Raw genomic sequence first — 13,269 nt, forward strand, 5'->3', positions numbered from 1 at the left:
GACGACGTGGTCGATCGCCTGCAGGTCGATCATGCGACAACGCCTTCGGTCCGGAGCCCCCGCGGCTGAATCCGGGTGTCCTCCGGCCGGCCGGGTGAGCCCTGCCCGCGGGACCATCGGCCGTGTGGCACCCCGGCGGCACGATTAGCCAGGGCACGTGACCGCACGTCCGTCCCCGTCGACCAGCGCGTGATCGGGATCGACTCGCGCCGCTTCGCCTCGGTGGACAAGGCGCTCGTCGAACTGATCACCAACTGCGACGACAGCTACTCCCGCGCCCGTCCCGACGAGCCGGGCCCGTCCGGGAGCATCCGGGTCGTCTACGAACGGCACGCCGAGGGGACGACCCTGCAGGTCACCGACCGGGCCGAGGGCATCGCGTTCGGGCAGGCCGCCACGATCGTCGCCTACGGCGCGGCGCACAGCCCGCTCGCGCGGGGCGAGGGGACGGGGCGCGGCTACTTCGGGCGGGGGCTCAAGCAGGCGGTGTTCGGGCCGGGGCACGGCTGCATCGAGTCGGTGCGCGACGGGCGGCTGACCACCATCGACCTGTTCCGCGACACCGACGGCACCTACCTGTTCGACGACCACGGCAGCGACCGGCCCGCGCTCGACGACGACCGGCGACGCCTCGACATCCCCGCGAACGGCACGCAGGTCACGATCGTCGTCGACGACCCCGCCACGACCATCCCGCACTACAAGACTCTCCTGGGCACGGTCGCCGACAACGTGAACCTGCGGGAGGTCCTGACGCGCCGGCTCGTCGACCTGGTGCACGTCCAGAACGGGCGGGAGGTGGAGCGCTGCGAGCGGGTGCGCCACCTCGACCCGCCCGCGCGGACTCTCATCGGCCCCGACCGGCCCGGCACCTTCGTCCACGACGGCGTCTCGTACGGGTACCGGCTGACGCTGCGGCGTGCCGAGGACACCGAGCTGACGCTGCGCGGCGACGACCGCACCAACGGGCTCGTCGTCGTGTCGGGACCGGCGGTGCTCGACTGCCAACTCTTCGAGCACGAGAACCAGGTGGGGACCGAGTACCTCTTCGGCACCCTGCGCTGCCCCGTGCTGACCGAGCGGCTCGGCGCCGGCGAGGACGTCATCGGCGACGACCGCGAGGGGCTCAACCCGCGGCACCCCCTCGTCGCGGCGCTGTCCCGGGCGGTCAGCGCCGAGCTGGCGGGACCCGTCGCGGCGCAGCGGGCCGAGCTGCGGCACCTCGAGCACGCCACCACCTCGCACCGCATCGGCCACGCCATCGACCGGCTGCTGCTCTACATGAGCGAGGCCGCGGGCCGCGACCTCGGCGTCTCCCCCGGGGCGTCCCCGGCCGAGGCCACCGGGGCGCCGGCGGCGCTGCGGTTCGCGACGGTGCACCACCGGCGCCGTCCCGGCCGCCCGGCGACGGTGGAGCTGCTCGTCGACCGGGCGCGGCTCGACCCGACGGAGGTCCTGACGCTGGAGTGCGACCTGCCCGCGAGCATGCGCATCGACCCGGCGCCGGCCTCGCGCCCGGTCGATGAGCTCCCCGACGGCGAGTGCCCGTGCTGGACGCTCATCGGCGACACGGCGGGCGCCCGGGGGCGGCTGGCCGCGCGGGCGGGCCGGTACTGGGCGTGGTGCGAGGTCGTCGTCGACGAGCCCCACCCACGCGGACCGGCGGTGGGGCGCCGGACCCCCACCACGGTCCCGGGCCCGGCGCGCCCCCGGGTCGCGCGCGACCACGGCGAGATGCTCTTCGAGGGCTACGACCTGTGCCACCTGCACGATGAGGGCGACCGGGCCGTCTACGACCCCGCCCGCCGCCGCATCCTCATCAACACCGGTGCCCCGACCGTGCAGCTCTACCTCGACGGCCGGGGCCATTTCCGGGACTCCGCCCGCCTCCTGCTCGCCGAGCTGTTCCTCGAGGTCATCGCCGAGGAGCCGGCCCGCCGGTCGTTGCGCGACGCGGGGCGGGCGGCGGATCCCGCGGCACTCCAGCACGCGGAGCGGGAGATCGTGCGCCGCTACGGGGCCGAGGTCCACCGCTTCTTCGCCGAGGTGCGCTTCGCGCACCTCGAGGGACCTTCGACCCTCCCGCCGGCCTCCCCACCCGACGAGGCTGGGGAGCAACCGACCCGGAGGGATCCACGATGTCGCGCACGCCCCAGCAGATCTTCGCCCACCACGCCGAGGCCCTCGTGGCCGGCGACATCGACGGCATCGTCTCGGACTACTCCGACGACGCCGTGTTCATCACCGCGAAGGGCGTGCTGCACGGCAAGGATGGTGTGCGCAAGGCGTTCACCGACCTGCTCGACGACCTCCCGAACGCCTCGTGGGAGGTGCCCGTCCAGGTCTACGAGGGCGATGTCCTCTACATCGAGTGGGCGGCGGTCGCGGCCTCGAGCCAGGCCACCGACGGCGTCGACACGTTCGTCTTCGACGGGGACTCCATCCGCGTCCAGACCGTCCGGTACTCGCTGCAGGAGCGGTAGGTGCGCTCCAGCGCCCGTGAGCACTTTCCGGGGTTATGGCCCCGGAAAGTGCTCACGGGCGCGGGAGCGCACCTACGACACGTCGAGGGAGAAGACCGTGTCGCGGATGTGCCGGCTGAGGTGGTCGAGGGTGTCGATGTGCCCGAGGACGTCGTCGAGCAGATCGGGGGACACCTGCGTGGCGAGGCCGGCCAGGTCCAGGCCGAGCCGCATCAGCTGACCCATCACCTCGTCGTTGAGGTGGCGGGCGAGGCGCTCGTTGCTGTCGGCACGGCGCTGCGCCGCGCGCTCGTCCCGGGCGTGGTGCAGCGCCAGCGCCGTGGCGACGTGGTCGGCGAGGCCGTCGATCATGTCGCGCTCGAGGGGGCCGAAGGGCGCGCCCCCGTCGTCGCGGGCCAGCATGATCACCCTCGACCGGCCGGCGTCGGCACCGTGGAGCCGACCGGCGACGGCGCGGCGCATCCGCGGGACGCGTGCCGCCGTCGCGGTGGTGCGCGCATCGCCGGCGATGTCGTCGATCAGGACCGGGCCGGCGGCGTCGAGGGCGGCGTCGGTGATCGACCCGTCCCGCGGCGTCGATGTGTCGCGCCAGTCGGTCAGCGTCCCCGCGGCTGCGAGCACGAGCACCGAGCACTCGTCCTCGGCGGGGACCTCACAGATCGCACCGCCGTCCGCCCCGACCGTGGCCATCGCCAGCTCGAGCAGGCGGTGCCAGCGCTCGCGGGCGGCGCGGTCCCCGAGCTCCCGCTCCTGTCCGGCGGGTCGGCCGTGCTCGTCGCGGTCGGCGAGGTCGTCGGCGAGCAGGTCACGGGTGATCTGGGTGGAGACGGCCTGCCAGCGCTCCCGGCGCCGGGCGTCGTCGTAGAGCAACGCGTTCTCGATGGCCAGCCCGGCCGCGGCCGCCAGCGCGACGACGAGCTCCTCGTCGTCGTCCCCGAACCGCCCGCGAGGGGCCTCGCCCAGCAGGAGGGTGCCGTACCGGGCACCGCGGACCCGGACGGGCACGGCGAGCAGCGAGGTCACCGGCGGGTGGTGCTCCGGGAGCCCCGCGGCGGCCGGGTGGCGCGACATGTCGTCGAGACGGAGCGGTTCGGGGTGCTGCGCCATGAACCCCATCAGGCCCGTGCCGACCGGCGGCCGGCCGATCGCGGCGACCTCCGCGGGTCCCATGCCGCGGTGCACGAAGTCCACGAAGCGGCCCTCGCGCACCACGGCGAGCGCGGCGTAGCGGGCGCCGGTCAGGGTGCGGGCGCTCTCGACGATGCGCCCGCGCAGCTCGTCGTGGTCCAGCCCGACCGCGATGTGGTGGGTCGCGGCCAGCAGCCCGCGCAGGCGGCCCTGCGTCGCCTTGACCTCCTCGGCGCGGGACACCAGCTCGTCGAGGAGCTCGTCCAGCGCCAGCCGCGCCACCCGGGGGAAGTCCAGCGACGTCGCCGTCCCGTCCGGAGAGGAGGGGTAGGCCCCGCGGGACACGTCCCACTCGCGGGGGGGTCCGCCCGCGGAGTCGTTCATCATCGTCGCCCCGAGGATCGGTCCCGATCGCTGCTCGTCTCGACGTCGTCGCGATCGCGACGACGCTACGACCTCACGGAACCGGTGTCAGCCCCCGGCCGGAGCACACCATGGAGATCCCATCCGTCACTGTCCGCGGAACGAACGTCGATGCTCGGTGACCGCACCAACAGCGGGTTCCTCCGGGCACGGAAGGGGAATCCCTCACGGCAACGGCGGCGGGAGGTCGACGTGACGAGTGGCGTGCAGGTGGCGCAGCGCGGGCGCCAGATCGACCGCGAGGCGTGCCTGACGGCCCTGGCCGCGGGCGAGATCGCGCGCGTGGTCTACCACCAGGCGGCGCTGCCGGCCGTCGAGGTCGTGGTCTACGACCTCGTGGACGACGGGATCGTGTTCTCCGTCCCCGACGGCAGCGGCCTCGCCGGCGTCGAAGAGGGCAGCGTGCTGGCCCTCACCGTGGACACCGTCGACGGCGAGGGCAGCGGGCTGTGCGTGCTGGTCACCGGGAAGGTCCGGGAGCTCGCCGAGGCCCGCGGGGCGGGCAACGGCGCCGACCGTCCGACTCCGGACGGGTCCCCCAGGACCCTCGTGATCCCCCTGCAACGCCTCAGCGGCCACCGCGTCGCCCTCGCCCTGCGGCGGTGATCACTCCCCCGGGGTGCCGGTGAGGGAGTCGCTCGGCGAGCGCCGCGGTGACGGCCGCGACGGCGTCGGCGTGGTCGAGGTCGACCTCGACCGCGTGGGCGATGTCGGAGTCCGTTCGCCGGTTCACCGGTGCTCACCGACCGCCGGATCCGGGGCCACCAAGGTGACCGGGAGCGGCGCCTTCGCCACGAGTTCCTGCCCCACCGAGCCGTGCATCATCACTGCCGTCCTCCCCCGTTCGCGGTGGCCGACGACGAGCACCGAGGTGTGCTGCCGCGCGGCGACGACGAGCAGGGCCCGGCCGGGCGGCCCCTCGACCGCGACCACGTCGACCGGCCCCGGCTCCGTCCCCGCGTCGCGCAGCGCGCGGGCGGCCTCCTCGACCTGCCGGTGCAGCCAAGCCGGGACGACCGCGGTCCCGGCGAGCACGACGACCGTGCGCACGCCGCGCACCGCGCCGTCGGCGAGGCCGTGGCGCAGCGCGCACCGGGCGGTCGACGTGCCGTCCATGCCGACGACGACCGCACCGTCGGGCGCGGCGGAGCGGACCACGGTCACCGTCGTGGGGGCGTGGCGGAGCACACCGAGTGCCACCGACCCGAACCCCCAGACCGCCTCGGCAGGCCGCGGGCGGTGCCCGACGACGACCATCGAGGCTCCGCGGGCCGCCGCGAGCAGCGCGTCGACCGGGCGACCCTCGACGACGTCGATCGAGGGTTCCTCGTCGGTCGGCCTGCCGGCGGCCCGGACGAGGCGACGCGCGCGGGTGAGGGTCGCCCGGGCGAGCACGTCGCGGAGGCCGGCCCGCGGCACCCCGAGGGCGCACGCGACACCGCCGGGCCACAGGTCCCCCGGCTCGTAGGCCCGCACCAGCCGCACGGGGGCGCCGTGTCCCCCGGCATAGCCCAGCGCCCAGGCCACCGCGTCGTCCGCGTCGGGGGTCGCCCCGACGACCACCGGGGCCACAGGCCCCGGACACCCGGAGGGCCGGGACGCGGACGCATCCCGGCCCTCCGGGGCCACCGCCGTCGTGGTCATCCCTTCTCGACCGCCGTCGGCGTGGGCTCGGCCTTGCCCGGCTCCTCGGGCAGCGGCACGCGCACCGTGAGGATGCCGTCCTTGGAGGCCGCGGTCACCGCCGAGGCGTCCACGCCCTGGGGCAGCGGCAGCCGGCGGCTGAATCGTCATGATCTCCACCTCCAGGCTCCCAACCCTGCGACGGGTCGCCGCCCCGCCCCAGGGCCACGCGACCGGCTCCCTCCCGGCCGCGCGGCCCCCGCGGACGGGCCCTCCGGCCCGGGCGGGCGGGGCCCGCGCGGAGTGGACTGGGATCGAGCTCGCGTACCCGGAGGCACCCATGAGCGTCGAGGACGTCCGACACGAGGTCGTGGTCGACCCCAGCCGCCCCGTCCAGGTCGTCCACGACACGACGACGGTGGCCGAGGCGCTGCAGCTCATGCACCGCTCGCGCCTGCGGCACGTACCCGTCGTGCGGCGGGGTCACTGCATCGGGGTCCTCGTCGACGTCGACCTCGTGGCCGCCGCGGTCGACGGCGTGGCCGGGCACGTGGGCCCCCTCGCCCGGCACCCGGCGCCCACCGTGGCGCTCGGCGCCGACGCCGCCACCACCGCCCGGGCGATCCTCGCCGGCGGGATGGACGCGGCGCTGGTGATGGACGACGGCGTCGTGGTCGGCATCGTCACGGCCACCGACGTCCTGGACGGCCTGGCCGGATCGGACCGGCCGGCCGCCGCCGGCGAGCCGGGTGACCCCGCCGCTCGGGACCTCCCGCAGGACGTCCGACCCTGATCTTCCCGGGTCCTCCCGGCGCACGCTCCCCTCCGGCGCCACCGACACGGCGCGCACACGACCCGGGAGGGCAAGAGAGATGGCGCTGGACCTGGCGCGGTGGCAGTTCGGGATCGTCACCGTCTACCACTTCCTGTTCGTCCCCCTGACGATCGGGCTGTCCCTGCTGGTGGCCGGGATGCAGACCGCCTGGGTGCGCACCGGCGACGAGCGCTGGCTGCGCATGACCAAGTTCTGGGGGAAGCTCTTCCTGATCAACTTCGCGATGGGCGTGGTCACCGGCATCGTCCAGGAATTCCAGTTCGGGATGAACTGGAGCGACTACAGCCGCTTCGTCGGCGACGTGTTCGGCGCCCCGCTGGCCATCGAGGGGCTGCTGGCCTTCTTCCTGGAATCCACGTTCCTCGGACTGTGGATCTTCGGGTGGGACCGCCTGCCGAAGCGGGTGCACCTGGCCACCATCTGGATCGCGGGCATCGGCACCATGCTCTCGGCCTACTTCATCCTCGCCGCCAACTCGTGGATGCAGCACCCGGTCGGGTCGGCGGTGAACCCGGCGAACGGCCGCGCGGAGATGAACGACTTCGGCGCCGTGCTCACCAACCCGACCGCGGTCGGGGCCTTCCTCCACACCATCACCGCATCGTTCCTGACGGCGGGCATGTTCGTCCTGGGCATCGCCGCCTACCACCTCGTGCGCCGCAACGAGATCGCGGTCTTCCGCTCCTCGCTGCGTCTCGCGCTGGTCACGGTGGTCGTCGCCGGGATCGGCACGATGATCACCGGGGACCTGCAGGCCCGGCTCATGACCGAGCAGCAGCCGATGAAGATGGCGGCCGCCGAGGCGCTCTACCAGACATCCTCGCCCGCGTCGTTCTCGCTGTTCACCATCGGCAGCCTCGACGGCTCGCAGGAGCTCTGGAGCATCCGGGTCCCGAGGGTCCTCTCCTTCATGGCCACCGGAAGCCCGAACGGCACCGTCGAGGGCATCAACGACATCCAGCAGGCCTCGGTCGCCCAGTTCGGTCCGGGCAACTACGTCCCCGACATCCCGGTCGCCTACTGGTCCTTCCGCGTCATGATCGGCTTCGGCGCCCTCGCGATCCTGCTGGCCCTGGTCGGGGCCTGGCTGCAGCGGCGCAAGCAGGTCCCCACGCAACGCTGGTTCGCCTGGGCCGCGCTCGCCGGCATCGGCTTCCCGATCGTCGCCAACTCCGTCGGCTGGATCTTCACCGAGACGGCCCGCCAGCCGTGGGCGGTCTACGGACTGATGAAGACCGCGAACGGCGTCTCCCCCTCGGTCGGGCCCTGGTCCGTGGCGACCTCGTTGATCGTCTTCACGGTCCTGTACGCGGTCCTCGCGATCGTCGAGGTCGGGCTGCTCGTCCGCTACGCCCGCCGCGGGCCGGACCCGCTCCCGCCGCCCCCCACCGAGTCCTCCGACGAGCCCCGGCCGCTCGCGGTCGCCTACTGATTCCGACCCCTCCTGGCACGGCCCTCCGACACGGAAACGAGGCACCGACGTGTTCGGCCTGGCACTCACCGACATCTGGTTCCTGCTCATCGCGGTTCTCTGGACCGGCTACTTCGTCCTCGAGGGCTTCGACTTCGGGGTCGGCGCGCTGCTCGGCGTGCTCGGCCGCGACGAGGTCGACCGCCGCCGGATGATCAACACCATCGGACCGGTCTGGGACGGCAACGAGGTGTGGCTGCTCGTCGCCGGCGGCGCCACCTTCGCGGCCTTCCCGCAGTGGTACGCCAGCCTCTTCTCGGGCTTCTACCTGGCGCTGCTGCTGATCCTGGTCGCCCTCATCGGCCGCGGCGTCGCGTTCGAGTACCGCGGCAAGGTCGACGACCCGCGCTGGCGGCGCCGCTGGGACGCCGTGATCATGGGGGGCTCGGCGCTGCCGGCCCTGCTCTGGGGCGTGGCGTTCGCGAACATCGTCCACGGGGTCCCGCTCGACGCCAACCACGAGTTCACCGGCACGCTGCTCACCCTGCTCACCCCGTACGCCCTGCTCGGCGGGCTGACCACCCTCGGTGTCTTCCTGCTGCACGGTGCCGTGTTCGTGGCGCTGCGCACCGACGGCGAGCTGCGGGACCGCGCTGTCCAGACCGCCCTGTGGATCGCCGCCGTCGCGGTCCCGGTGGCCGCGGCGTTCCTGATCTGGACCGAGACCGACCACGGCGGCGGCTGGACCCTGATCCCCGCCGCCGTGGCCGCACTGGCCCTCGTGGTCGCCGTCGTCACGGTCGGCCAGGGCCGGGAGGGCCGCGCCTTCGCCGCCACCGCCGTCGCGATCGTGGCGACGACGGTGACGCTGTTCGGGGTGCTCTACCCGAACGTCCTGCCCTCGTCGACCGACCCGGCGGGCACGCTGACCGTGCTCAACGCCTCCTCGACGCCGTACACCCTGCGCATCATGACCTGGGTGGCGGTCGCCGTGACGCCGGTGGTGCTCTGCTACCAGGCCTGGACCTACTGGGTCTTCCGGGGCCGGATCACCCGCGGCGCGATCCCGCCGGCCGCCGGCCTCCCCGCCCGCTCGAACGCCGCGGCGGCCGAGCCCCAGCCGACCGAGCCCCAGCCCACCGAGCCGTCCGACCCCGGTGCCGCCCAGGGGACCCGGTGAAGCCGCTGGACCCCCGCCTGCTGCGCCACGTCCGCCCGGCCCGCACCTTCGTGGTGCTCACGGCCGCGGCGGGCGTGGCCGCGGCCGGGCTCGTCGTCGCCCAGGCCGACCTGCTCTCGCGCACCGTGGCCCGTGCCTTCGCCGACGGGCAGGGCCTCGGTACTGACGGCCTCCGCCTGCTCACCCCGCTGCTCCTGGTACTCGCCGCGATCGTCGCCGGGCGGGCCCTGCTGACCTGGGCCACCGAGGCCGCGGCCGTGCGCACCAGCGCCCGGGTGCGGGCCCAGCTGCGCGCCGACCTCGTCGACCACGTGCTGATGCTGGGTCCGCGCGACCCGCGCCTGCCCTCGACCGCCGAGCTGGGGACGCTGGCCACCCGCGGGGTCGACGCGCTCGACGGCTACCTGCGCCGCTACCTGCCGACGCTGCTCCTGGCCACCACCGTCCCGGTGCTCGTCGGGATCCGGCTGCTCACCGCCGACTGGGTCGCGGCGGTGATCGTCGCGGCGACCGTCCCGCTCATCCCGCTGTTCATGGTGCTGGTGGGGCTGCACACCCGCGACGACACCTCCCGGCGCTGGCGTGCACTGGCCGTCCTCGGCCACCACTTCCTCGACCTCGTGGCCGGGCTCGACGTGCTCGTCGCGTTCGGCCGGGCGGGACGTCAGTCGCAGCGCCTCCGGGCGGTCGCCGACGAGTACCGCCGCACCACCATGCGCACGCTGCGGGTCGCGTTCCTGTCCGCGCTGGTGCTCGAGGTGCTGGCCACCCTCTCGGTCGCCCTGGTCGCGGTGTCGGTGGGCCTGCGCCTGCTCGAGGGGCACCTCGACCTCGCGACCGGCCTGCTCGCGATCATGCTGGCGCCGGAGATCTACCTCCCGTTGCGGGCGGTGGGCGCGCGGTTCCACGACAGCATGGAGGGCCTCACCGCGGCCGGTGAGGTCTTCGCGGTGCTCGAGACGGCACCCGCGTCCGGCGGGGCCGACCGCCGGCCGGCGCCGGACCCCTCGCGGGTCGCGCTGCGGGTCGAGGGCGTGACAGTCGACGGCCGCTCCGGACCCGTGCTCGACCGGCTCCGGATGCGGGTCGAGCCCGGCGAGACCGTCGGGATCCGCGGCCCCAGCGGCGCGGGCAAGTCCACCCTGCTCGACCTGCTGCTCGGACTGCGCCGACCGGACCGTGGGCGGATCACCGTCGGCGGGGTCGACCTCGCCGACCTCGACGCCGCCTCCTGGTGGGAGCGGGTCGCCTGGGTGCCCCAGCGGCCGGTGCTGGTGGCGGGCACGGTGGCGGACAACGTGCGGCTGGCCCGGCCGGGGGCGACCGACGACGACGTGGCGGCGGCGGCCCGGGCGGCCCGGCTCGACGTCGGCCTCGACGTGAAGGTCTCCGAACGCGGCACCGGGCTCTCGACCGGGCAGCAGCGCCGGGTCGCCCTCGCGCGGGCCCTGCTGGCCGACCGCCCGCTGCTCCTGCTCGACGAGCCCACCGAGGGCGTCGACGCCGAGACCGAGGCGGCGATCGTGGCTGCGCTGCCCGGCGCGCTCGCCGGGCGCAGCGCCCTGGTCGTCAGCCACCGTGACACGGTCCTCGCCGCGTGCGACCGCGTGGTGGCCGTGGCCGGCGGCGCGGCGCTCCCGGTGCCCCGCCCGAGGGCGCCCCACGCCACGACGACGGCGCTCCGCCCGGCGCACCCGGTGGCCGCCGCGTCCCCGTCCGCGCCGGCGGTCCCCCTCGTGGCCCCGGCCGTCGCGGTCCACCCGCTGCGCTGGCTCGCGGGCACCGTGCGCGGACGGGTGGGCCGGCTCGGCCTCGCCGTGGTCCTCGGCGCCGCCGGGCTCGGCTGCACCCTCGCGCTCACCGCCACTTCGGCCTGGCTGATCTCCGCGGCCGCCCTGCACCCGCCGGTGCTGACCCTCATGGTCGCGATCGTCGCCGTGCGCGCCTTCGGCGTCGGCAAGGGCGTCCTGCGCTACCTCGAACGGCTCGTGACCCACGACGCCGCCCTGCGCCTCGGGGCCGACCTGCGGGTCCGCGTGTGGCACGCCCTCGTCCGCCAGGGCCCGGCGACGACGGCCCGCCTGCGCCGGGGCGACCTGCTCTCCCGGCTGACCGGCGACGTCGACGCCCAGCAGGACGTGGTCGTCCGCGCCCTCGTGCCGGGGCTCTCGGCCCTCCTCGCGGGCCTCGGTGTCGTGGCGCTGTTCGCGGCGCTGCTCCCGATGGCGGCGCTCGTCCTGGCCACCGGCCTCGTCGTCGCCGGCGTCGCGGCACCGGCGCTCGCCACGGCGGCCGGCCGTCGCGCGGCCCGGGCCACTGCGCGCACCCGGGCCGAGGTCTCCGCCGGCGTCGTGGAGCTCCTCGACGGGGCCGCCGACCTCCTCGTGCTCGGCGCCGCCGCGGACCGCCGGCGTCGCCTGGCCGGGCTCGACGACCGGCTCGGGCGCCTCGAGCGCGCCCAGGCCGGCGCCAGCGGGCTCGGCGCCGGGCTGGGGGTGCTGGCGACGGGGCTCGCGGCCGTCGGCGCGACCGCCGTCGGCATCGCGGCCCTCGGTACCGGTGCGCTCGCCCCGACCGCGCTCGCGGTCCTGGCCCTCACCCCGCTCGCCGCCGCCGAGCTCGTCGCGGGCCTGCCCGACGCGGCCACCCGGACCGCCGAGGCCTTCCCCGCCGCCCGTCGGCTCGCCGAGCTGGAGGCCCGCGAGGCGCCGGTGGCGGACCCGGACTCCCCGCGACCGGTCCCCGCGGACCCGGCGGTGGCCGCCGCGGACCTCGCGGTGCGCTGGCCCGGCGCGGCGAGCGACGCCGTGGCGGGGGTGGACTTCGCCCTGCTGCCCGGCGATCGCATGCTGCTCACCGGCCCGTCCGGGGCCGGCAAGACCACGGTGCTGGCCGCGGTGATGCGCACGCTGGCCGCCCGGTGCGGCGCGGTCACCCTCGACGGCACCGACACCGCCGCGATGCTCGCCGACGAGGTCCGCTCCCGGATGGGCTGGTCCGGCGCCGCCGCGCACCTGTTCGACAACACCCTGCGGGAGAACCTGCGCCTGGCACGGCCCGACGCGACCGACGCCGAGCTCGAGCACGCCCTGACGCGGGCCCGGCTGGCGGACTGGTACGCGGTGCTGCCCGCCGGGCTCGACACTGCGCTCGGCGAGCACGGCGGCCCGGTCTCGGGCGGGGAACGGCAGCGCCTCGCCGTCGCCCGGGTCCTGCTCGCCGACCGCCCTGTGGTGGTCCTCGACGAGCCCACCGCGCACCTCGATGCGCCCACGGCCGCCGAGCTGGCGACCGAGATCGAGGGGGTTACCCGGGAACGGACCGCGCTCGTGGTCACCCACCGACCGGACGAGTTCCCGGGTCTGCCGTCGGTCGTGGTGGGTTCCGGCCCTCCGCGCGCGGCTGCCCGCAGCGCGCTCTGAGCCGGGCGGGGATCAACGACTCGCGGCGAGCTCCGCGTGGTCGACGACGCCCGCGATGACCCGTTCGGAGAGCACGGCCAGACGCACGTTGCTGCGGCGGGCGCTCGCACGGAGCACCGCGAAGGCCTCCTGCGGGCTGATCCCCGCCTGTTGGGACAGCATCCCCTTGGCCTGCTCGATCAGCACCCGGCTGTTCAGGGCGTGCTGCAGCTGGCCCGCCACCTCCTCGGCACGGTGCAGCGCCCGCTCGTGGAGCAGGCCGATCGTCGCCGCGTCGGCCAACGCCTGCGCCAGCCGCGCGTCCGAGTCGGAGAGGAGGTGGGGGGCGTCGTGCAGCAGGGTCAGCACCCCGATGACCTGCCCCCGCAGGCACATCGGGACGGCGTGGCACGCCCGGAACCCGGCCTCCCGGGCGCCGGCGACGAACCGCGGCCACCGGTCGGCGTCCCGCTCCAGGTCGGGGCTGATCATCGTCGAGCCGGTGCGCACGCAGTCGATGCACGGGCCCGCCTCGGTCGCGATCGCGAAGTCCTCGAGCAACCGCGACGACCGCGACGACGCGGCCGCCACCGACAGCCCGCGCCCCTGCGGGTCCTCCAGGATCACCCCGGCGGCGGTGACCTCGAACAGGGTGATCGCCCGGTCGGTCAGATCGGCCATGTAGTCGGCCGGGTCGTAGTCCTGCACGAGGGTGTCGGTCAGCCGCAGGAACGCCGCAGCGATCGCCTCGGCCCGGTCGTCCGCCATGAGAACCCCCGTCGCGT

General features: G+C 75.3%; 11 protein-coding genes. 6 read left to right on the forward strand and 5 right to left on the reverse strand.

Annotated features, from left to right (window positions below):
• Window positions 1-144 precede the first annotated feature (144 nt).
• Entirely contained in the window at window positions 145-2,061 is a 1,917-nt protein-coding gene (locus tag VGH76_RS27875) for a hypothetical protein (protein WP_414637656.1), read from the reverse strand.
• Window positions 2,062-2,138: 77 nt separating this feature from the next.
• On the opposite strand from VGH76_RS27875, the gene VGH76_RS27880 reads away from it, so the two are divergent.
• Window positions 2,139-2,483 (forward strand): nuclear transport factor 2 family protein, encoded by a 345-nt coding sequence (locus VGH76_RS27880; protein WP_414637657.1) that lies wholly within the window; start codon window positions 2,139-2,141, stop codon window positions 2,481-2,483.
• A 72-nt stretch (window positions 2,484-2,555) separates the two neighbouring features.
• On the opposite strand, the gene VGH76_RS03040 is transcribed toward VGH76_RS27880, so the two are convergent.
• On the reverse strand, window positions 2,556-3,998 hold the full coding sequence (locus VGH76_RS03040; RefSeq protein WP_331555136.1) for a GAF domain-containing protein: 1,443 nt from the start codon (window positions 3,996-3,998) through the stop codon (window positions 2,556-2,558).
• Window positions 3,999-4,226: 228 nt separating this feature from the next.
• On the opposite strand from VGH76_RS03040, the gene VGH76_RS03045 reads away from it, so the two are divergent.
• Window positions 4,227-4,640: a pyridoxamine 5'-phosphate oxidase family protein gene (locus VGH76_RS03045; protein WP_331555137.1), complete on the forward strand. Its 414-nt coding sequence runs from the start codon at window positions 4,227-4,229 to the stop codon at window positions 4,638-4,640.
• Between the two features lie 123 nt (window positions 4,641-4,763).
• On the opposite strand, the gene VGH76_RS03050 is transcribed toward VGH76_RS03045, so the two are convergent.
• Both VGH76_RS03050 and VGH76_RS03055 read right to left on the reverse strand, forming a co-directional pair.
• Window positions 4,764-5,606 (reverse strand): universal stress protein, encoded by an 843-nt coding sequence (locus VGH76_RS03050; RefSeq protein ID WP_331555138.1) that lies wholly within the window; start codon window positions 5,604-5,606, stop codon window positions 4,764-4,766.
• Window positions 5,607-5,674: 68 nt separating this feature from the next.
• Window positions 5,675-5,809, reverse strand: a complete 135-nt coding sequence (locus tag VGH76_RS03055; protein ID WP_331555143.1) for an Hsp20/alpha crystallin family protein — start codon at window positions 5,807-5,809, stop codon at window positions 5,675-5,677.
• Window positions 5,810-5,997: 188 nt separating this feature from the next.
• Between VGH76_RS03055 and VGH76_RS03060 the strand changes: the two genes are divergently transcribed.
• The 4 genes from VGH76_RS03060 to cydD all read left to right on the forward strand — a co-directional run bounded on the left by VGH76_RS03060 (window position 5,998) and on the right by cydD (window position 12,505).
• Window positions 5,998-6,450, forward strand: a complete 453-nt coding sequence (locus tag VGH76_RS03060) for a CBS domain-containing protein (protein WP_331555139.1) — start codon at window positions 5,998-6,000, stop codon at window positions 6,448-6,450.
• Between the two features lie 79 nt (window positions 6,451-6,529).
• Window positions 6,530-7,924 (forward strand): cytochrome ubiquinol oxidase subunit I, encoded by a 1,395-nt coding sequence (locus VGH76_RS03065; protein WP_331555140.1) that lies wholly within the window; start codon window positions 6,530-6,532, stop codon window positions 7,922-7,924.
• Between the two features lie 58 nt (window positions 7,925-7,982).
• A complete protein-coding gene (gene cydB / locus VGH76_RS03070; RefSeq protein WP_331555144.1) occupies window positions 7,983-9,083 on the forward strand; it encodes a cytochrome d ubiquinol oxidase subunit II in 1,101 nt (366 codons plus the stop codon).
• Complete coding sequence (gene cydD / locus VGH76_RS03075) at window positions 9,080-12,505, forward strand: thiol reductant ABC exporter subunit CydD (RefSeq protein WP_331555141.1); 3,426 nt, start codon at window positions 9,080-9,082, stop codon at window positions 12,503-12,505. The genes cydB and cydD overlap by 4 nt, the downstream gene beginning before the upstream one ends.
• Window positions 12,506-12,517: 12 nt before the next feature.
• Here the strand turns inward: cydD and VGH76_RS03080 are convergent.
• On the reverse strand, window positions 12,518-13,269 hold a 752-nt coding region (locus VGH76_RS03080; protein ID WP_331555142.1), incomplete at its 5' end, for a GAF and ANTAR domain-containing protein.

This window comes from Actinomycetospora sp. (assembly GCF_036497585.1).
In the GTDB taxonomy this organism is placed as follows: Bacteria; Actinomycetota; Actinomycetes; order Mycobacteriales; family Pseudonocardiaceae; genus Actinomycetospora.

Coding starts and splice junctions, on each gene's coding strand:
- VGH76_RS27880 (WP_414637657.1), top strand. CDS start 2,139: ATGTCGCGCACGCCCCAGCAGATCTTCGCCCACCACGCCGAGGCCCTC.
- VGH76_RS03040 (WP_331555136.1), bottom strand. CDS start 3,998: ATGATGAACGACTCCGCGGGCGGACCCCCCCGCGAGTGGGACGTGTCC.
- VGH76_RS03060 (WP_331555139.1), top strand. CDS start 5,998: ATGAGCGTCGAGGACGTCCGACACGAGGTCGTGGTCGACCCCAGCCGC.
- VGH76_RS03065 (WP_331555140.1), top strand. CDS start 6,530: ATGGCGCTGGACCTGGCGCGGTGGCAGTTCGGGATCGTCACCGTCTAC.